The sequence below is a fragment of the Sporosarcina ureae DSM 2281 genome (genome assembly GCF_000425545.1).
Taxonomy (GTDB): Bacteria; Bacillota; Bacilli; order Bacillales_A; family Planococcaceae; genus Sporosarcina; species Sporosarcina ureae.
The window spans coordinates 39,745-60,682 of the sequence record NZ_AUDQ01000014.1 but is presented as its reverse complement, the minus strand read 5'-3'; the positions used below and the strand labels follow the sequence as shown (position 1 = coordinate 60,682).

Sequence of the window (20,938 nt, the reverse complement as noted above, 5' to 3'; positions counted from 1 at the left end):
GACTTTTGTCAGTTCCAATTTACATTCCACACAATAAAATAAACCGAAAATCCAGTGAAGGATTTTCGGTTTATAAGAAATTACATTAGTAGGTAATGTCAAAATTCAATGTAGGCAGAAATTAGAACTTGCGCTTACGTGCAGCTTCTGATTTCTTTTTACGTTTTACGCTTGGCTTATCATAGAATTCACGCTTTCTACTCTCTTGTATTGTACCACTCTTGGATACAGTACGTTTGAAGCGGCGAAGAGCGTCTTCAAGTGATTCATTTTTGCGAACGACTGTCTTAGTCATATCTCTTGTCCCTCCCTCCAAACACACACTTCGAAACATAGCACTTTGCTATGTACTCTAAAATTATAACGTATATTTTTTGTTTGGTCAATAAAAACTATTAGAATATCACGATAAATTTTACGAATTACTCTTTTGAATTGATCAATAATCCGCTGACGACGAGAGTCCTTGCATGATAGCAACACCTGAACTCGCACCGATGCGCGTTGCACCCGACTCGATCATGCGATCTACGTCTTCCGCACTTCGAACACCGCCACTTGCCTTGACTCCAATTGTCGGCCCTACAACAGCACGCATCAGCTTCACATCTTCTGGAGTCGCACCGCCAGTAGAGAAGCCAGTCGATGTTTTGACGAAATCCGCTCCCGCGAGTACCGCCAGTTCACATGCTGTACGTTTTTGGACATCATCTAGCAAGGAAGTCTCGATTATCACTTTTACTAAAGCCTGATCTTTTGCTGCTTGCACGACGGCTACGATGTCATTTTGCACCTGTTCAAGCAGTCCATTTTGTAATGCACCTATATTGATAACCATATCTACTTCTGTCGCACCGTTAGCAATCGCATCTTTAGTCTCAAAAGCTTTAACTTCGGATGTGCTTGCGCCTAGAGGGAAGCCGATCACAGTGCATACTTTTACTTCCGTACCTTGTAAAGCTTCTGCAGCTGTTTTCACCCAAGTTGGATTAATACAGACTGAAGCGAAAGAATACTTTTTGGCTTCTTCACATAATTCCAGCACTTGCTGTTTTGTGGCTTCTGCCTTTAACAGCGTATGATCGATATAAGCGGCATAATTTGTAGTCAATGAAAGCGCTCCTTTTTACACACCATTTTTTCCAGTATAACAAAGCTTACATTTTGTTGCACGAAAAAGACCACCTATTACAGGTGGCCCATATTAAATCGTTATTTTTTCTTCTGTAAGTACACGAACAGGTTGGCCTTCATTGTGAGGATAGCCCGCTTTTGTGATTTTTACTTTTACAATTTGTCCGATCATCGTTTCATCTGCAGGTAAGACTACTTTCAAATAGTTATCTGTATAGCCTACATAGAGATTTTGCTCAGCATCATGCTTAAAGCTTTCTTCTGGAATAACTTCGAGGACTTCCCCTTCAAAACGAGCAGCATAATTTTTTGCTAATTGATCGTTCAACGTTAATAAACGGTGCACGCGTTCGTTTTTTACATTTTCATCAACTTGATCTTCCATGCGAGCGGCAGGTGTGCCCGTTCTCTTCGAATAAGGGAACACATGAAGCTCAGAAAATTTGTGGTCACGAATAAAGTTATACGTTTCCATGAATTCTTCTTCCGTTTCACCCGGGAAACCTACAATGACATCGGATGTAATGGCAAGATCCGGTAACGCTTCATTCAGACGCGTTAAACGATCTGAGAAGAATTCCATTGTGTATTTACGGCGCATCCGTTTTAGTACGGTATCTGAACCCGATTGAATCGGAATATGCAAATGGCGTACGACTATATTAGATTCGCGCAATACATCGATCACTTCATCTGTTAATTGGCTCGCTTCGATTGAACTAATACGAAGTCGTTTTAACCCTTTTACCCGCTGTTCCAGGTCACGTAATAGACGAGCTAGGTTATAACCTTTTAGGTCTTCACCGTAACCACCTGTATGAATACCTGTTAAGACGATTTCAAGATAACCCGCGTCCACAAGTTGCTGTGCCTGATGAATAACTTCTTCAGGATCACGTGAGCGCATTAATCCTCTAGCCCATGGAATGATACAAAACGTACAGAAGTTATTACAACCTTCTTGTATTTTTAACGAAGCACGCGTACGGTCTGTAAATGACGGTACGTCAAGTTCTTCATAGACACGATTTTTCATAATGTTACGCACCGCATTAATCGGCTGGCGCTCTTCACGGAATTGCTCGATCAGCCCAAGTAGTTTTGAACGATCTTGTGTTCCGACAACAATATCCACACCGGGAATTGCCATAATTTCTGCCGGTGATGTTTGTGCATAACAACCCGTCACACAAATTACTGCATCTGGATTTTTACGAATCGCGCGGCGGATTACTTGTCGACTCTTTTTATCACCAGTATTCGTTACGGTACATGTATTAATAACATAGACATCAGAATTCTGATCAAACTCTACTCTTTCATAGTCTGCTTCTTGAAACAATTGCCAAATAGCTTCTGTTTCATAATGATTCACTTTGCAGCCCAGTGTATGAAAAGCAACTGAAGACATAAGTTGTTCACTTCTTTCATTCAAATTCATAAGACATAGCGGACAATACATATAAAGGAGCTGTTTCCGTGCGCAAGATTCTAGGCCCTAACGACACTGGAAGGAAACCCGCATCTTGAAGTAGAGCAGCTTCTTCCCGTGCTAATCCGCCTTCCGGTCCAAAAACAACTACTATCGATTGTCCATGATACACGTTTTTCAGACGGTCCGCAATCTTATGCGGAACTTCGCTTTTCGCATCTTCTTCATCCGCAAATAATTTGATATCAAAGGAATCTGTATACATGATCAGTTGCTTGACGCTTTGGACGGATAAAATCTCAGGCACTTGGTTACGATGACATTGTTCCGCAGCTTCCTTGGCAATTTTCTGCAAACGTTCTATACGTTTATCGCCTTTTTTAGCATCCCATTTGACGATCGACCGACTCGCAGCAAAAGGAATTAATCGACTCATACCGAGTTCGGTACTTTTTTGTGTAATCAAATCGAGTTTGTCGCCTTTAGGTAATCCGCAGGCAATCGTGACGGAAATGGGCAACTCATGATCTTTGTCCAGTTGTTTCTGCTCTGAAACGATAACAAAGTCTTCAGAAATACTGTCAATCACCGCTACCGATGCAACGCCATCATAAACTGTCAGTATTTCCTGACCCGGTGTCATACGCATCACTTTGACAATATGTTTATAATCATCTCCACTGATTGCTACTTGACGCTGTTCATTAAATGGTTGATTCAGGAAATAACGTTGCATGATTATTCACTACCCTTACGCGCAATGATCGCTACCCAATCTTCCATAAGAACCGTTTCCACAATATCAAAACCTTGTGCCATCAGGTCGTTACGCACTTCGTCCCGTTTCGCCCCGATGATACCTGATGTAATGAATAGTCCGCCTGGTTTAACGAGTTGGTAAGCATCTTGGGAAAACGACATAATGACTTCGGCCAATATATTCGCAATGATCATATCAGGTGGTTCTTCAATTGAATCAAGAAGATTACCTTTCAAAACAGTAATGCGATCATCTGCATGGTTATACGTCACATTTTCCTGTGCAGCGCGTACAGCTACTTCATCCAGGTCAAGTGCGGTAATGTGTTTGGCACCAAGTAAGGCTGCTCCTATTGCTAGTACGCCTGAACCTGTTCCAACATCGACAATCGTCTGACCAGGTTCGAGGTACTTCTCCAGTGCTTGTAAACAGAGGACTGTCGTAGGGTGTGTACCCGTACCGAAGGCCATTCCCGGATCTAGTTCGATGATCAATTCATCAGATTCCACTGGCGTATACTCTTCCCATGTAGGAACAATCGTAAAACGCTTCGATATTTTCACCGGATGGAAGTATTGTTTCCATGAGTTAGCCCAGTCTTCTTCATCCACTTCTGTGATGCCTATCGTAAAGCGTCCAGGATTTAATGAAAACTGACGAAGGCCTTCGATTGCCAATTCAAGATTTTCAACTGTTTCGTTGATAAAACTAGTGACAGGCAAATACGCTTTGATAATGACTCCATCACTCGGGAAGTCTTCTTTATCTAGTGCATATATTTCGCCATACTGGTCCACTCGTTCTTTACCAGGTTCTTCTGAGTCTTCAATAACGACTCCGCTCGCGCCTGCTTCATGCAAGATGTTCGCTACTGCCTCAGTTGCTTCATGTGTCGTGTGCACGGAAACTTCAGACCATTTCACAGTTAGTCAATCCTTTCATTCACCTTTAAAAGTGCGTTTGATTTTATCAAAGAATGAGCTCGAATACTCATCAGGTGATTCTCCTTCTATTGATGCAAACTCACGCAGTAATTCCTTTTGTCGCTCGGTCATCTTTTTCGGTGTAAGCACTTTGACGATGACATGTTGATCACCTGTTCCGTGACCGTGTACGTTTGGAACCCCTTTGCCACGAAGGCGGAATGTTGTGCCATTTTGTGTACCAGCCGGAATCTTCAACTTCACTTTTCCATGCACTGTTTGGACTTCGAGTTCGTCTCCAAGTGATGCTTGTGGGAACGTCAAGTTTAATTCCAATATAATATCGTCTTCTTCACGAATGAAACGTTTATGTGGACGCACATTAAAGACGATGTACAAGTCTCCAGGAGGTCCTCCATTAATTCCTGCTTCGCCTTGACCGCCTACACGTAGACGTTGTCCTTGGTCTACTCCAGCAGGAATTGTTATTTTGATAACTTTGTTTTTAGTTACGCGACCTTTGCCTCGACATGTTTCACATTTTTCAGGAATAATTTTACCTGTACCCTGACATGTAGGACATGTTCTGCGATTCACAACTTGACCGAATGGTGTGTTTTGAGCGAAAGAAATCTCACCCGAACCATTACATTCCGTACATGTTTTGACGCTTGTACCCTTTTTGGCACCTGTACCGTCACATGTATCACATTCTTCCTCACGAGGGATATCAATTTCAGTTTCTTTACCGAAAATAGCATCCATGAAGTCGACTGTCATCGTGTATTGCAAGTCGTTACCTTTTTGCGGAGCATTGGGATCTCTTCTTCTTGCGCTACCACCGAAGAACGTGCTGAAGATATCTTCGAAACCGAAGCCATCTGCACCGCCGCCTCCAAATCCACCAAAGCCTGCGCCCGGACCGTTGTGACCATATTGGTCATATTCTGCTCTCTTATTCTCATCGCTTAGCACTTCAAATGCTTCTGTTACTTCTTTAAATTTCACTTCTGCATCCGCTTCTTTGTTTAAGTCCGGATGGTACTTTTTAGAAAGTGTACGGTATGCTTTGCGGATCTCTTCCTTTGTAGCAGATTTAGATACGCCTAGCACCTCATAGTAATCTCGTTTACTCATCATTGCACCCCTCATCGCATTTTACCTGTTGTCCATTGTAACACGTTGATATCAAATTTTGTTGAGTTAACAAACGAAAAAGTCAAAGCCGGAATTTCGGACTTTGACTTTTCCGTCAATAGCTATTTCGATTTACTTATTTTTTATCTTTATCGTCTTCTACTTCTTCGAAATCTGCATCTACTACACTGTCGTCTTCTTGACCAGGTTGTGCATCGCCTTGTGCAGCTTGTGCTTCTGCAGCAGCTTGCTCATATAGTTTTACAGATAGAGCTTGGACTAATTCGTCAAGTTTTTCTTTCTTCGTACGAATTTCCTCAAGGTCTCCAGATTCATTAGCAGCTTTCAATTCTTCCAATGCCGCTTCAGCATCTTTCACTTCCGCTTCATCCACTTTGCCTTCTATATCTTTAAGTGTCTTTTCAGCCATGAATACTAACTGATCTGCTTCGTTGCGAAGTTCTGCTTCTTCTTTACGCTTTGCATCTTCTTCAGCGTGTGCTTCTGCATCTTTAACCATTTGATCGATCTCTTCATCCGAAAGACCTGAACTAGATTGGATCGTGATGTTCTGTTCTTTCTGTGTACCCATATCTTTCGCTTTAACATTAACGATACCGTTTTTGTCGATGTCGAATGTTACTTCGATTTGTGGAACGCCACGTGGTGCTGGTGGAATATCCGTCAATTGGAAACGGCCTAATGTTTTATTGTCAGTCGCCATCGGACGCTCACCTTGCAATACGTGGATATCTACTGCCGGCTGGTTGTCAGCTGCTGTAGAGAACACTTGCGACTTGCTTGTAGGGATTGTCGTGTTGCGGTCGATTAGTTTTGTGAAAACAGAGCCCATTGTTTCAATACCTAGTGATAGAGGTGTTACGTCAAGAAGTACAACGTCTTTTACATCTCCAGTTAGGATTGAACCTTGAACTGCTGCACCCATTGCTACTACTTCGTCTGGGTTTACGCCTTTGAACGGCTCTTTGCCCGTTACATTTTTGATTGCTTCTTGTACTGCTGGAATACGTGTAGAACCACCAACTAAGATGACACGGTCGATTTCAGATGCCGTAAGATCTGCGTCTTTTAGTGCTTGACGCGTTGGGATCATAGAACGTTCAACTAGGTTCGCTGTCAATTCATCGAATTTACCGCGAGTCAATGTGATTTCCATGTGTAATGGTCCTGCTTCTCCAGCCGTGATGAACGGAAGAGAGATTGAAGTGGATGTTACACCAGACAAGTCTTTCTTCGCTTTTTCAGCTGCATCTTTTAGACGTTGCATAGCCATTTTGTCTTTAGAAAGATCAATGGAGTTTTCTTTACGGAATTCCTGTACTAAGTAATCCATAATGATATCATCAAAGTCGTCTCCACCAAGTTTATTGTCACCTGCTGTTGAACGTACTTGGAATACTCCGTCACCTAGCTCAAGAATAGATACGTCAAACGTACCGCCACCTAGGTCATATACTAGAATAGTTTGATCTTCATCTGTTTTATCCAAACCATAAGCAAGTGCTGCCGCTGTTGGCTCGTTAATGATACGCTCTACTTCAAGACCAGCGATTTTACCAGCATCTTTTGTTGCTTGGCGCTGTGCATCGTTAAAGTACGCAGGAACTGTAACAACAGCCTTCGTTACTTTTTCGCCTAAGTATTCTTCAGCATAGCCTTTCATGTATTGAAGGATCATAGCAGAAACTTCTTGTGGAGAATATTCTTTGCCATCCACTTCTACTTTATAGTCCGTACCCATATGTCTTTTAACAGACATAATCGTGTTAGGGTTTGTAATCGATTGACGTTTTGCTACTTCCCCTACTTGTCGTTCGCCGTTTTTGAATGCTACAACGGATGGTGATGTTCTATTACCTTCAGGGTTCGGAATTACTTTCGCTTCTCCGCCTTCATATACTGCTACTACTGAGTTTGTTGTTCCTAAGTCAATACCGATAATTTTACTCATGAGTGATTTTCCTCCTAAAATGTGAATGCTTTAATTTTTTATTCGTTTACTTTTACCATAGATGGTCGTAGTACACGTTCTTTTAGTTTATATCCTTTTTGCAGTTCTTCCAAAACAATTCCAGAATCTTTATCTTCTTCATTGCCTGTCATTACTGCCTGGTGGAAGTTCGGATCAAATTCTTGATCAAGTGCTTCGATTTCTTCCAGTCCGTCAGATTTTAAAGCTTCTACTAATGAACGGTAAACCATGTCCATTCCTGTTAAGAGGGCCTTTGTCTCTTCCTCTTTCGCTTCGACAGCAAGTGCACGTTCGAAGTTATCAAGTACAGGTAAAATATTCACCATCACGTTTTGTGCGCGATATGTTTGCAACGTTTGATAGTCGAGTGATGCTCGTCTCTTGACGTTTTCCATATCTGCCATTACGCGTAATTTCTTGCCCTCTTCTTCTTCAAGAGCTTTCGTTAATTCATCTATTTTTTTCTCGAGTTCTTGTTCTGTAGTGAGCTCTTCGACGACTTCAACATCTAGCTGATCTGTCGCTTCTATTGGCTCTTGCTCGTTTTCGGAAAGATTTTCATCTAGTTGCTCTTCGAACTCTTGGTTTTCTTTCACGTGTCTTGCCTCCCGTTCCCGTCTTTTCCGATGGTTAACCGATGAAGTGCAGAAGATAAATCACTGCTTAGTATATCCAGCAATGTTATGACTCTTCCGTAATCCATCCGCTTCGGACCGATAATTGCAATGGAACCTTCCATATTCTCTCCTGCCGAGTACGTGGAAGTAATCACGCTGTAGTCTTCCATATCAATCACATTGTTTTCAGAGCCGATACGAACTTGAATCCCTTGTTCGTTTTTTTTGAAAAGACCCATGGCAGGATTGCCTTTCTCTATCAGTTCAAAAAATGATTGCATCTTCTGGAAGTCGTGAAATTCCGGTTGTTTCCACATATTCAATTTGCCGCCAAAATATAACCGTTCTTCTGGCTCCACCGCCATCGCTTGCTGCAAGGAGCTGAATAGTTGTTCAGCTTGGTGAATATGCTGTTCAAATACATACTTCGCTTCGAGTTGCAATTTTTGCTGCAACTGCACAAGCGATGTGCCGATTAGGCGTTCATTTAAAATATTTACCGTCTTCTCAATTTCCGAAGCAGTGAGTCCAGGTGGCACATCGAAAATTCGGTTTTCCACATGTCCGTTATCCGTTACGATAATCGCCACTGCCCGTTGTTGATCCAAAGGAACAATAGAGAATTTCTTGACGGCATGCGTAGATGTGTCAGGTCCGAGAAGAATCGACGTGTAATTCGTCAAGTCGGAAAGAATGGTTGCGGATTTCCGAATTAATTCTTCAGACTCTCCTACTCTTTCCTGAAACATCGTACGCAACTGCAAGCTGTCTTCCAGGCCTAGAGCTTGTGGCTGCAATAAATGATCCACAAAGAACCGATAGCCTTTTTCGGAAGGCACTCTTCCAGATGATGTGTGAGTCTTTTCTAAATAACCCATATCCTCCAGATCTGCCATGTCATTCCGAATGGTTGCCGAACTAAATGGCGCTTCCGGTTTTTTCGACAGTTGTCTGGAACCAACCGGTTGAGCAGACTCGATGAAATCTTTCACTGTCAATTGTAGTATGAGCAATTGTCTGTTTGTCAACATGATCATCACTCCTGTTAGCACTCTTTAACCTCGAGTGCTAATACTACTCATAATTTATCAAATTCTATTTTATATGTCAACGAATCAAACTCAATCTCCTAATAAAAATTCCTGAAATACGGTGTTCCCTTGAAAAATACCTTTTCTAGTCAAACGGAGATGGTCTCCATCGATTTTCAGAAGCCCCTGTTGCTGTAATTTTTCTATCGGTTTACCAAATACTTTATGAATCGGGCGTTGGAATTTCTGCTCGAATCCTTTCATCGAAACTCCTTCAATGATTCGTAAACCGAGAAACATTTCTTCTTCCATCGATTCAGCAAGACTTACTTCATGTACTTCTTTATGGGGTAACTTTCCTTCATCCAATAGGTTAATGTAGTGTGTCAACGGTCCGACGTTTGCATAGCGGTCTTGGCCGATATAACCATGCGCACCTGCACCAATGCCTGCATAGTGGGAGTTTTCCCAATAAATCAGGTTATGAAACGAAGGATGATCTGGTTTTGCAAAATTACTGATTTCATATTGATCGCGGCCTGCTGCATTCATGCGATCGATCACCATCGCAAACATTTCTGCTTCAATGTCTTCACCTGGCAAGGGTAACTTCCCTTTGACCATTCGGTTATAAAAGATCGTTTTCGGTTCCACGATCAATGAATAGGCTGAGTAATGAGGCAGATCAAGCGCTAATGCACGATCAAGTGTATCTTCCCACTCTTTCACTGTCTGAGTAGGTAAGCTGTACATCAAATCGATGCTAATGTTTTCGAAGCCAACTTTACGCGCAGCCTTGATCACGTTCTCCACGTCTTCATTGGAATGCGTACGCCCAATTTGTTTCAGTAGTCGCTCATTGAAAGTCTGTACGCCAATCGACAAGCGATTTACCCCTTTTTCCTTCAATATAGAAAGCTGCCCTTCCGATAAATCATCAGGGTTCGCTTCTGTTGTGAATTCCTTCAGTGCCGTGACGTCGATATACTGTGAAACAATCGTCAGTAACCGATCGAGCTGAGGAACATTGAGTGCTGTCGGTGTACCACCGCCTAAAAAGACCGTTTCTACTTCTTCAAATGAATAGCCGGCTTCTTTCATATAAGAAAACTCTTGGCCAATTGATTCGATGTATTGATCAACCGGTTGGTTTTTAAGAAATACTTTATTAAAATCGCAATAATGACAAATTTGCTGGCAAAACGGTATGTGGATATATACTCCCCGCATGCTGTCACATCCTTTATGTAAATATGTAAACGGCAAAAAGAGGGCGGTTTGCCCCCTTTTCACTAAGTTTAATTAATCTTCATCCATCTTCAGAACAGCCATGAACGCTTCTTGTGGCACTTCCACCGAGCCAACTTGCTTCATCTTTTTCTTACCTTCTTTTTGTTTCTCAAGCAATTTACGCTTACGGGAAATATCTCCACCGTAACATTTCGCTAAAACGTTTTTCCCCATAGATTTAATAGTTGAACGTGCAACGATTTTTTGGCCGATTGCTGCTTGGACAGGAACTTCAAACTGTTGTCTTGGAATTAATGATTTCAGTTTTTCGACAATTGCCTTCCCGCGTTCGTAGCTAAAGTCATTGTGCACGATAAAGCTCAACGCATCAACAGTTTCACCGTTTAACAAAATGTCCATCTTAACTAGTTTCGACTGCTTATAACCAATTAATTCATAATCCAGTGACGCGTACCCTTTTGTACTGGATTTTAATTGGTCAAAGAAGTCAAAGACGATTTCAGCTAATGGCAGTTCATAAATGATATTGACACGCGATGCGTCCATATAATCCATTGTCATGAAGTCTCCACGTTTACGCTGACAGAGCTCCATGACAGCTCCAACGTAATCATTCGGTACCATGATGGATGCTTTAACATATGGCTCTTCAACATAGTCTACTTTTTGTGCACTAGGCATCATCGATGGGTTATCTACGCTCATCGTCGAGCCGTCCGTTAAGTTTACTTTATAAATAACACTTGGTGCTGTCGTGATCAAGTCGATGTTGAATTCACGTTCAATTCGTTCCTGAATGATTTCCATGTGTAACAAACCGAGGAAACCACAACGGTAACCGAACCCTAATGCCTGAGATGTCTCTGGCTCGTATTCAAGTGCAGAGTCATTCAGCTCCAACTTTTCTAGCGCTTCACGCAAATCGTTGTATTTAGATGTATCGATTGGATACAGACCGCAGAATACCATCGGATTCATACGACGATAACCTGGCAATGCTTCCTCTGCAGGATCATTGACAAGCGTTATTGTATCCCCTACTCGTGTATCGCCTACCGTTTTAATGGATGCAGATAAGAATCCTACATCGCCTACAGTTAATTCGTCACGCGGAGAAATACCCGGAGTGAAGACTCCTAGTTCCAATACTTCAAATTCTTTACCCGTAGCCATCATGCGAATCCTATCGCCTGGTTTTACCTTTCCTTCTACGATACGGATATTGACGATAACCCCTTTATATTGATCATAATGAGAGTCAAAGATCAGTGCTTTTAATGGCGCTTCTGGATCTCCTTGAGGAGCTGGCACTTTTTCTACGATTTGTTCTAAGATTTCATCAATCCCAATTCCAGCTTTCGCAGAAGCTAAAACTGCCTCAGATGCATCTAATCCGATGACATCTTCAATTTCTTTTTTCACACGATCCGGATCAGCTGCCGGAAGGTCGATTTTATTAATAACAGGTAATATTTCCAAATCATTGTCCAGCGCCAGATAAACGTTCGCTAATGTTTGCGCCTCGATACCTTGCGCAGAATCCACTACAAGGATAGCGCCTTCACAAGCCGCTAGACTTCTCGATACTTCATATGTGAAATCGACGTGTCCTGGTGTATCGATCAAGTGTAACGTATAGTCTTCGCCATTCTTTGCCGTATAGACTAACTGAACGGCATTCAATTTAATGGTGATACCGCGTTCACGTTCTAGGTCCATTGAATCCAATGATTGTGATTTCATATTACGTGTTTTCACTATTTCTGTTTTTTCCAAAATTCGATCAGCCAGTGTGGATTTCCCGTGGTCGATATGGGCTATGATAGAAAAATTTCGGATGTTTTTTTGACGTGCTGTTCTCTTCTCTTGATTCATCACTGTTCACTCCTACATGTACGTACCTATTTAAGCTACTTGAATTATAGCAGTGAACGGTTCAGACTTCAATATTTGAAAGATTATTGCACGATCATCATAGCTGACACAGATTCACCAACGATAGATACCGTTTGATTGATCTCCGCTTCCGTATTACCTACGCCACCCATTTCGATTAAAATGATGCTTGTATTTAGATCTTGATTGTATTTACCGTCTACTCCACGGCCACCTTTGATAATGATCTCGCGCGTAATACCCGGCACTATTTTTTCCATTTCATTTTTCAATTGTTTCGCTTTAGCCAGGTTCCGTTCATAATACGGATGGTCTCTTCCTATTACAAACGCCACTTTTGCATAGCGTTGCCCGGCGTGTGTAATCGTTGTTTTAGAAGGTCCAAGAGAATCTCTGTGCATGTCGATGACTAAATCATAAGACCCCTCGTTAACTTTCTTTTCCACATACGGCCGAATCGCAGCATACGAGCGATGATACGGTATTTTCTTTTGTTGCATGATTTTTACAATGTCAATATCGAGCTGTTCTGCCGCAAGACCATGTGTAATTAAATTCTCTTTCAGGCGCGCGCCTACTTTTAAAATATTCTCGGAATGATGAGATACGGCTACTTTTCCGTTCGCTGCTTTCGTAATAGGTTCATACGCTTCATGTGCGTGAGTCGAATAAATCAACACATTCCCTTGTGCTTTCGGTTTAATATCCTCTTCCAACACATTGGATGCGTAGACAATCGCGCTCGGTTCCTTTAACGAGAGGGCAGCAGGAATGGTCGGCTGTTTGGGAATGTACTGCAGTACGACAGGAAAGATGAACAATACAAAAATAACGCTCATCCAGATTTGCAAAGTTTTTTTCATAGTAATCCCTCCATCTCCCACACTATGCGGAAGAAAAAAGGTCAATGACTAGATCATGAATTTACTTTGTGAATCCAAGTGATTAATGAAGAAGATAATGCAGTTGCGTAGTTTGCTACCCATGAATCAATTTCTTTCGGAGAAATAAATGTCGATAATGCCTGATTAGTCAGCACTTCTTCAAATAATTGGATTCGCTCTTCATGCGTCCATGATGACCAATCACCGAATATAGGGCCTAGCGCTGTGCGATCTGCATCTTTGGTTACGCGTTGTGGAAATCGGCCAGTGGAAAGTTTGGATGAAGGCAGACCATCTTCTTCTATTTTCGCTGCAATATAACCAAACATCGTGTCAATTGCATCCGCCACTAGCACAGGTCCGTCCACAACGGTTGGCACGCCTAATGCAATGACAGGGATGCCGAGACTTTTTTCCGACAACTCTTTGCGGCTGTTCCCTACACCTGAGCCTGGATGAATGCCTGTATCCGTCAGCTGGATTGTGCGGCAAAGCCTTGCGCTACTCCTTGCAGCAAGCGCATCGACGACGAGCAACAGATCGGGCTTACTTTGATCCACGATCGCTTTAACGAATGAAGCAGTTTCCAAACCAGTCTGAATGGTTACGCCCGGTGCATACACCATCACACCACTCTCGTCCGTTTCGTAATAATCGGGTATTACTTCCTTCACATAATCCATAACAGCAGGCCCAACAGCGTCTGGCGTAATCTCTCGGTTGCCGAGACCGACACACAATACTTTTTTTACTTCGCCCGGTATCTTTTCCTTAATTAATGCATCCATTTTTTCCACCACAAGTTCACATAGCGCTTGAAGCTCATCGGTTTCGTGAACAGCAAGTGTCGGAATCGTCAGCGTAATATACGTACCTTTCGCTTTTCCGATTTCTTCTTCACCTTCCGCTGTCACTTTTACAGTTGTTGCCTTAATTCGACCGATGGTTTGTTCCTCGACACGTATACCGGACATTTCCTTCAATTTCTTTTCTTCTGACTCTGTCTGATGTCTGACAAACTCGTCACTTTCGTCAATTAAATCCGTGCGGTAGTAGTTGATTTCGCTCATTTTCTTCACCTCTACTAGCAAGTTTGTGCAGTTTATCGGCATTTATTCTGGAATAGATTGCTGTAAAGATGAATCACTTTACTTTTTTTCTTGCAATCTGTCGGTAGCTTTGATAAAATAATGCTTGTTGTAAAGAGATGTCCGGATGATTGTGGAAACACTCTTGCCTTACCTGAAAGCTGGAGGTGAATGAAATGCCAAACATTAAAGGTGCTATCAAACGCGTGAAACAAAGTGCTGCTGCGAACGAGCAAAACTCTAACGTAAAAGCTTCTATGCGTACTGCAATCCGTAAAGCGGATGCGGCTCTTATGAATAAAGAAGAGAACGCTGAAGAACTTTTGAGAGACGCTGTGAAACAATTGGATACTGCTGCCCGTAAAGGTCTTATCCCAAGAAACACTGCTGCTCGTCAAAAATCACGTCTAACTAAAAAAGCTCAATAATGATAAGTTAAAAGACTGCCTCCTTGTGACGGCAGTCTTTTTTGTGTTCTTATAAACCATTCATTAAAAATAATTCCAGTTTACGCTGACGATTACCACTTGTAGTTTTAAGTTGTAGATCGATCGTCGCCAAATCATCCAATGCTTTAAGCAGCACTTGCAAAGGTGGCAACTTCCGTTGCATCATCAATTTAACGCGATATGGGTGGATTCGAAGCGTTGTGGCGATTTGTTGTTGCTGATAGCCTTTTTTTCGTAAATTTGTCACATGAATCATTAAACGTACCTGACTCGCAATGAGTGACGCGAGCATGATGGGTTCTTCTCCATTACGCAATAAATCATGATAGACAGCAATTGATTCCGCCCTTTTATTATTGACGAATGAATCCGTTAGGCGAAATACATCCATTTCTGGCGTCCTAGCCACAAGTTGCTCAATCATATCAATGTCCACTGCGCCCTTAAACGCCAAGTAGCCAGCGAGCTTGTCCACTTCTGTCGCCAATGTCAGTAAGTCAGTTCCTGACATCTCCATAAGAAATTCAGCTGTCTTTTTATCGAATTCAATTCCTTTATCCTTACCTTGCTGCATAATCCACGTAGATATATCTTGCCCTTGCAAAGCAACGGCTTCTACGACAACTGCATGCTTCTTTATTTTTTTCGTGATTTTCTTACGTGCATCTAATTTTTCATAGGGCGCCACAAATACTACAGTTGCAGTAGGAGATGGATTTTCCAACCACTTTTCCAACAGGTCTAGTTGATGGTTCTGCTTTTCTTTCGATTGATCTGTCGCTTTCAAGAATGAACAGTTTTTTGCGACGATCAATTTATGGTCAACCAAAAATGGAAATTCATTCGCCACTTCGAGCACAGCCTGGATTGGAATCTCTTCTAAATCAAAACGATTCACTTCAGAAGACGTCATACCTGGGACTGCCTTGATTAATTTCTTAATTGTTTCGTCTAATAAGTGTTGCTCTGTGCCTGTCAGCAGATAAACTGGCTGGACATCACCTTTTTCAATTTGACTCCAAATTTTTGTAACCATTTTCTTCACCTCAATTACCGATTGCTTGCTAATAAAAACCTGTGATAACTATACATGAAAATCCATCATTTCTCCATACTAGCGAGTAAAGGAGGTTTTTTTGATGAAAAAGTCTAACCGTTCACAAATGAATTCCCGTGAGAAATTGAAGACTGAAGGGAAAGAAGAAATATCACTAGAGTTAGCAGAGTTCGAACACTTAGCACCAAAGCAGGAGCCAATGACTCCGAACCACCGGGAGACAGCTGAGAAAGACAAATATTATTAATTCGAAAAGACGAAGCGGAATTGGCTATGAGCAATTCCGCTCTTTGAACTTATAACGCACTTACTCTATGAACAAATTGTGTCAACGTTCGTTGCAACTCCTAAAAACTGCGATTTTAATGGATTTTTCTTTCACTTTCATCTATACTTAGTATGGAATTAGGAGGTGTAGCAATGAATGAATTTGAACATGATGTCCAATCCAAACGTAATGATGCGATTGACAGCGGCATCGGCTTTATAGTAGCGTTTATCGGTTTTTCTGCAATTTTTGTTGTTGCTACGATCATCGATATCGTCGCTCTCTAATCAACTGTTGTATAAAATAGACACATCCACCACATTGGCGGATGTGTCTATTTGTTTTTCTAACGACTCGAAGTGGCGGTATACACTCCGTCTTTTACGCGCAATTCAATTGTTCCCTGTTCAGCTGTCGACCAAAACGGAATACTGTGCGCATGGAAACGGTCAATTACTTCTGCGTGTGGATGCCCGTAACGACTATTCCTCCCTGCAGACACAATAATAAACTCAGGTTGGAGAAAACTGATAAATGGCTCCGTACTCGACGTCTTACTCCCGTGATGGCCTGCTTTTAGTATGACACGTTGAAAATCAGCAGAAATATATCGTTGCAAAAACCGCTGCTCCCCCTCTTTTTCGAGATCTCCAGGAAACACGAAATGAAGATCTTCTTTCTTCATCATAAGTACTAGCGAACTGTCATTACCGTCATATATACGCTCTTCAGGCGCTACATATTGGAATTGATAGTCTCCTACTTTCCAATTAACTCCTTCCTTAACTAGTTGCACAGGAATATTCTGCTCCTTTGCCAACCCCAACACTCCATCCATCGCTTTCTCTTGTTCACTTCCAGGGGACAGCTGAATTTCTTTTACTTTTAACTCTTCCAATACTTCATCGGCACCTTCCATGTGATCCATATCGGCATGAGATATAATTAGCCGATCAATTTTCGTGATTCCTTTTGCTTTTAAGTATGGCACAACAATATTTCGGCCGATTTCAAACGGCTGCTCAGGCGTTTTCCAATCGTTTTCGCCGAAGTGGACAACTCCACCCGTATCTATCACATACACCGCTTTCCGGTAAGGCATTTCGATCATCGTACTGTCCCCTTGCCCGACATCTAGATAGGAAATGATCACGTCACGATGAAGTATCGGTTTAATTTCCAAATAGAGCGCGGGGAGCAGCAAGCAGATAAGACCGAACACGATCAACTTCTTTCTTTCCAGACAGACGAGGAAGATCAGAATACCAATAACAGCCAACGCTGAACCCACCCCATCCGGTTGTCCCGGCGTCCACATTTGATAGGGAAAGGAAGCAAACCAAGTCGTCATATTACCAATCCATTGCCTTACAGGCTCATAGATAAAAAAGAGGTTGTCTGCCAGTGGTGGCACTACGCACGTGCAGATCAGCAACAGTAAATTAGCAGGCAATATAACTATAGAATACAACGGAACATAGAATAAATTGGCAATAAAAGAGGAGATAGACAACTCGTAGAAGTGGTACAGCAAAATAGGATAGAGAGCGACTTGTGTAATGACAGTGACAAAAAACGAAACGACCACTCCATTTTTTGACTGGCTAAGAATAGCTGACGAATACAATAAAGAACACGCAGCTAAATAGGATAGTTGAAATCCCGGTTGGAACACGATATAAGGTTGCATCAAGATAAAAAATAATGCGCTTAAAGCAAGAGCATCATCTAGGCGCAATTTAAAATTGCCTGAAACAGCAAGCAAAACAATCATCGTTACTGTCGCTGCACGCCAGACAGACGGTGCGCCGCCAGCAATACATGCGTAGATTGGCAAAAAGATGAGTAATCCGTATATCACCCACTCTTTGCGAAAGCCAATACGCAACAAGATCGCTCGAATGAAAAACGTCAACAGACCGACATGCAATCCAGAAATTGCAAATAAATGCGTAATACCTAGTGTCTGGTACTCTTTTTGCAAAATGCGATCCATTCCCGAACGGTCACCGATTAATAATGCTTCAGCTTCTGTAACTAGTGAAGGTGGAAACTGATCGTGAATATGTTGTTTAATTGCAGAACGATAGTGAGAGAGTCGTGAACGCGGTGTAGTGAGTGGTTCGCTCGATGTGATACGAGTAGCTTCTAGAATTCCTGCCGCTCCATTCATTCGTAAATAGCGCGCCATATCGAATGAATAATTATGGGCTGCTGGTTCCAATTCTTTCGGCTCCACTTCCGCCGTGAACTGATACGTCGATAATCGCGCAGACTGAAATCGATTTTTTTCTTGTTCGGAATGTAATGGATACATCATATACACAACGGTCCCGTCAGATAGGGTAGCGAAACCTTTCACTTTCGCCCCATCGATCTTCACTTGATCTTTCCAATGAAATGTCACGACTGAGTCGTCAGGAAGAGTTGTAGAATGACTGGAGAAATAGAAAAAAGAGAGACTTGCAAGAAGTGTACAAAGAAAAAGGTGTTGATAATCTTTGCGTAAAAAGTAGAATGGCATGAGGAATATTGCATTCAAAAATAAAAGCGATCCTGAAAGCTCAGCTGCAAACGCAGAAATCGCAACAGGAATCGCTATATACATCCATCGTATCGATCGGATTAATTGCCAAATAAATGATTCACCCTTTGCAAAAGGGTATCCAGTTCTTCAGGTTCAGCGCCAAGTTCCTGCATTTTCGTCAACATCTCGTTGAATAATGAAAATTTCTCTTCACTGGCGAAGTCAATTGAACGCTCGTCAAACGGCACTTTTTCAATCTCCACACCTGCTTGCGCAAATAGCCCGAGTGCATACTCACTGTTTCGATAATCTTCCGCATATTTAACGTGTTTAATACCTGCCTGAATCAATGCTTTACTACACTGTAAACACGGGAAGTGAGTGACATAAATGGTCGCTTTTGCAACCGGTATGCCGTATTTGGCACATTGCAGTAGTGCATTCATTTCTGAGTGTATCGTTCGAACGCAATGATTATCCACGACATAACAGCCGTGTTCAATACAATGGTCTCCACCCGATATCGAACCATTGTAGCCGCCAGCAATAATGCGTTGATCGCGTACTAAAATGGAACCTACCGAGAGTCGCGTGCATGTGCTGCGCATCGCCAGTAAATGACTTTGCGCCATGAAGAACTGATCCCAAGTAATTCGCTCCATACGGTTGCCTCCATCAGTTAAGAATAATATGTGGTTCTAATTTTTCAAATGTCTTGTCACCAATTCCTGACACATTCTTTATTCCATCCAATTGCGAAAAAGCTCCATGCTCTTCACGGTATTGGACAATCGCCATAGCTTTTGACGGGCCGATGCCAGGAAGCGTCTGAAAGTCGCTTTCATTCGCTGTATTAATATTTACTTTTGAAGTGGAACTGTCAGATGAAGAAGATGCCGCTGTAGCCGGTTGCTCGTACACCGGTGGTTCTTCTCCTGCGACCGGTACATAGACGACATATTCATCCTGCAGTCTTTGCGCATGATTCAACAACCTCGTGTCAGCGGCCTCTGTGTAGCCTCCTGCTTTGTCGACCGCATCAAGCAATCGGTCGCCATCTTGCATCGAATAAAGTCCAGGATGTTTCACAGCACCTTTAACGTCCACCAAAATTGCAACAGTAACAGCTTCTGCGATCAATTCGACGGGTGCTTCCACTTCTATATTTTGTTCAGCAGTTTCAATAGATTCGATTGGTTCAAATAGGGATTGTCCACGTTCTTCGGAAAGTTGATCCGGTTGTTCTCGGGGAAAGAACAAGACAGTGGAAAGTACAGCGAACGCTGCAATAGGAATGATCAATGTACGCCATTTTTCGGTGAGGAATGAACGGATAATCAACAATCCTTTCTATCAGCACCGTATGGAGTCTCATTAACTATACCCGATTCCGAAAAACTATGGTAGCCCTATTTTCGAACTTGGAAGAATATTCTTTCACTCTCTTCTTCAGGTGCTTCATCTTCCCAGTCTGCAAAAATCCGTTCAATATGAAATCCAACTTCTTCGAGCATTTGAACATATTCCGGTACTGCAAACGATCGTTGCATATGTACTTCGTCAAAACGTTGATAGGAATCATCTTGTTGTTTTACGAAAAACGCTAGCTCAGAATAAATCGAGTGATTCTCTTCTCCAGGGGCAGTTTGCCAAATATAAGCAATACGTCGATTATCAAAAACAAAAGGTCCTTCAAGGAAGATCTCATCCATTTTACATAATGAATGCACATCAAAGAGCAATACGCCGCCTGTAGCAAGCGCTCCATAAATCCGGCGGAACGTTTCCACGACATCTTGCTGCTTTATTACATAATTCAATGAATCGATTGAGATAACGGCAGCGTCAAATGTATCTTCTACATCCAGTCGTTGCATAGGTTGCTCGATAAACCGAATATCTAAAGAAAGTGACTGCGCACGACGCGAAGCAACCTCGAGCATATCAGCGGAAAGATCAATGCCGGTGACGTGTGCTCCTTTTTTCGCCAGCATGGCAGAAAGCAAGCCGGTTCCGCAACCTATATCCAATACTTTTTTCCCTAAAACGCCAGCAGACGCCAAATCGAGTAACTCGACATAGGCGTCATACGGGATATCATTCATTAGTTCGTCATAAATGGATGCGAACGCTGAATAGGAAGAACTCATATTTCATCCTCAACGTTTAGTAACTGTGCGTCTCCCCATAGCTTTTCTAAGTTATAAAATCCACGTTCGTCTCTGTGGAATACGTGAACGACTACATCGAGAAGATCGATTAAAATCCAACGGCCCGCGTCGAATCCTTCCAAACGCTTCACAGTGTAGCCTTCTTTAGAAGCAACATCTGCTACTTCACGTGCGATGGCCTGCACTTGTCTTTCAGAGTTCGCATGACAAATGATGAATTGATCAGCAATTAGTGAGATGCCCTCCATGTTTAATACTACGATGTCTTCTGCTTTCTTACTATCTACTGCTTCATAAGCTAATTCCAATAATGTTGGCAT

General features: G+C 42.2%; 22 protein-coding genes. 3 read left to right on the top strand and 19 right to left on the bottom strand.

Features of this window, described 5'->3' with window-relative positions; all coding sequences use genetic code 11:
• Positions 1-121: 121 nt before the first annotated feature.
• The 13 genes from rpsU to gpr form a co-directional block, all read right to left on the bottom strand.
• Positions 122-295, bottom strand: a complete 174-nt coding sequence (rpsU, locus tag H605_RS0113300; RefSeq protein ID WP_029054680.1) for a 30S ribosomal protein S21 — start codon at positions 293-295, stop codon at positions 122-124.
• Between the two features lie 144 nt (positions 296-439).
• Positions 440-1,111 carry a deoxyribose-phosphate aldolase gene (gene deoC / locus H605_RS0113295; RefSeq protein ID WP_029054679.1) on the bottom strand — a complete coding sequence of 224 codons (672 nt, stop codon included), beginning with the start codon at positions 1,109-1,111 and terminating at the stop codon, positions 440-442.
• Positions 1,112-1,204: 93 nt separating this feature from the next.
• On the bottom strand, positions 1,205-2,545 hold the full coding sequence (mtaB, locus tag H605_RS0113290) for a tRNA (N(6)-L-threonylcarbamoyladenosine(37)-C(2))-methylthiotransferase MtaB (RefSeq protein WP_029054678.1): 1,341 nt from the start codon (positions 2,543-2,545) through the stop codon (positions 1,205-1,207).
• A 16-nt stretch (positions 2,546-2,561) separates the two neighbouring features.
• Positions 2,562-3,302, bottom strand: a complete 741-nt coding sequence (locus H605_RS0113285) for a 16S rRNA (uracil(1498)-N(3))-methyltransferase (RefSeq protein WP_029054677.1) — start codon at positions 3,300-3,302, stop codon at positions 2,562-2,564.
• 2 nt (positions 3,303-3,304) lie between these two features.
• Positions 3,305-4,249 carry a 50S ribosomal protein L11 methyltransferase gene (gene prmA / locus H605_RS0113280; protein WP_029054676.1) on the bottom strand — a complete coding sequence of 315 codons (945 nt, stop codon included), beginning with the start codon at positions 4,247-4,249 and terminating at the stop codon, positions 3,305-3,307.
• A 15-nt stretch (positions 4,250-4,264) separates the two neighbouring features.
• Positions 4,265-5,386 (bottom strand): molecular chaperone DnaJ, encoded by a 1,122-nt coding sequence (gene dnaJ, locus H605_RS0113275; RefSeq protein WP_029054675.1) that lies wholly within the window; start codon positions 5,384-5,386, stop codon positions 4,265-4,267.
• Between the two features lie 136 nt (positions 5,387-5,522).
• Complete coding sequence (gene dnaK / locus H605_RS0113270) at positions 5,523-7,358, bottom strand: molecular chaperone DnaK (protein ID WP_029054674.1); 1,836 nt, start codon at positions 7,356-7,358, stop codon at positions 5,523-5,525.
• 38 nt (positions 7,359-7,396) lie between these two features.
• Positions 7,397-7,975: a nucleotide exchange factor GrpE gene (gene grpE, locus H605_RS0113265; RefSeq protein ID WP_029054673.1), complete on the bottom strand. Its 579-nt coding sequence runs from the start codon at positions 7,973-7,975 to the stop codon at positions 7,397-7,399.
• A complete protein-coding gene (gene hrcA, locus H605_RS17915) occupies positions 7,972-9,027 on the bottom strand; it encodes a heat-inducible transcriptional repressor HrcA (protein ID WP_051210589.1) in 1,056 nt (351 codons plus the stop codon). Before hrcA ends, grpE begins: the two co-directional genes overlap by 4 nt.
• Before the next feature lie 90 nt (positions 9,028-9,117).
• Entirely contained in the window at positions 9,118-10,257 is a 1,140-nt protein-coding gene (gene hemW, locus H605_RS0113255) for a radical SAM family heme chaperone HemW (RefSeq protein WP_029054672.1), read from the bottom strand.
• 72 nt (positions 10,258-10,329) lie between these two features.
• The gene (gene lepA, locus H605_RS0113250; protein ID WP_029054671.1) at positions 10,330-12,156 is read right to left on the bottom strand and encodes a translation elongation factor 4; all 1,827 of its coding nucleotides are present in this window, start codon (positions 12,154-12,156) and stop codon (positions 10,330-10,332) included.
• Positions 12,157-12,236: 80 nt separating this feature from the next.
• Complete coding sequence (spoIIP, locus tag H605_RS17910) at positions 12,237-13,037, bottom strand: stage II sporulation protein P (protein WP_051210588.1); 801 nt, start codon at positions 13,035-13,037, stop codon at positions 12,237-12,239.
• A 53-nt stretch (positions 13,038-13,090) separates the two neighbouring features.
• Positions 13,091-14,128 carry a GPR endopeptidase gene (gene gpr, locus H605_RS0113240; protein ID WP_029054670.1) on the bottom strand — a complete coding sequence of 346 codons (1,038 nt, stop codon included), beginning with the start codon at positions 14,126-14,128 and terminating at the stop codon, positions 13,091-13,093.
• 194 nt (positions 14,129-14,322) lie between these two features.
• On the opposite strand from gpr, the gene rpsT reads away from it, so the two are divergent.
• The gene (gene rpsT / locus H605_RS0113235) at positions 14,323-14,574 is read left to right on the top strand and encodes a 30S ribosomal protein S20 (protein ID WP_029054669.1); all 252 of its coding nucleotides are present in this window, start codon (positions 14,323-14,325) and stop codon (positions 14,572-14,574) included.
• A 49-nt stretch (positions 14,575-14,623) separates the two neighbouring features.
• On the opposite strand, the gene holA is transcribed toward rpsT, so the two are convergent.
• Complete coding sequence (gene holA / locus H605_RS0113230) at positions 14,624-15,631, bottom strand: DNA polymerase III subunit delta (RefSeq protein ID WP_029054668.1); 1,008 nt, start codon at positions 15,629-15,631, stop codon at positions 14,624-14,626.
• Between the two features lie 103 nt (positions 15,632-15,734).
• Here holA and H605_RS19005 point away from each other — a divergent pair, with 103 nt between their 5' ends.
• Positions 15,735-15,899: a hypothetical protein gene (locus H605_RS19005; protein WP_155979536.1), complete on the top strand. Its 165-nt coding sequence runs from the start codon at positions 15,735-15,737 to the stop codon at positions 15,897-15,899.
• 173 nt (positions 15,900-16,072) lie between these two features.
• On the top strand, positions 16,073-16,207 hold the full coding sequence (locus tag H605_RS18720; protein WP_029054667.1) for a YqzM family protein: 135 nt from the start codon (positions 16,073-16,075) through the stop codon (positions 16,205-16,207).
• Between the two features lie 59 nt (positions 16,208-16,266).
• On the opposite strand, the gene H605_RS0113215 is transcribed toward H605_RS18720, so the two are convergent.
• From H605_RS0113215 to rsfS, 5 genes are all read right to left on the bottom strand, one after another.
• On the bottom strand, positions 16,267-18,528 hold the full coding sequence (locus H605_RS0113215; protein WP_081657942.1) for a DNA internalization-related competence protein ComEC/Rec2: 2,262 nt from the start codon (positions 18,526-18,528) through the stop codon (positions 16,267-16,269).
• Positions 18,529-18,545: 17 nt separating this feature from the next.
• A complete protein-coding gene (locus H605_RS0113210; protein ID WP_029054665.1) occupies positions 18,546-19,109 on the bottom strand; it encodes a ComE operon protein 2 in 564 nt (187 codons plus the stop codon).
• 13 nt (positions 19,110-19,122) lie between these two features.
• Entirely contained in the window at positions 19,123-19,749 is a 627-nt protein-coding gene (locus tag H605_RS0113205) for a helix-hairpin-helix domain-containing protein (protein WP_037562083.1), read from the bottom strand.
• Between the two features lie 107 nt (positions 19,750-19,856).
• Entirely contained in the window at positions 19,857-20,597 is a 741-nt protein-coding gene (locus tag H605_RS0113200) for a class I SAM-dependent DNA methyltransferase (RefSeq protein WP_029054663.1), read from the bottom strand.
• Entirely contained in the window at positions 20,594-20,938 is a 345-nt protein-coding gene (rsfS, locus tag H605_RS0113195; protein WP_029054662.1) for a ribosome silencing factor, read from the bottom strand. Before rsfS ends, H605_RS0113200 begins: the two co-directional genes overlap by 4 nt.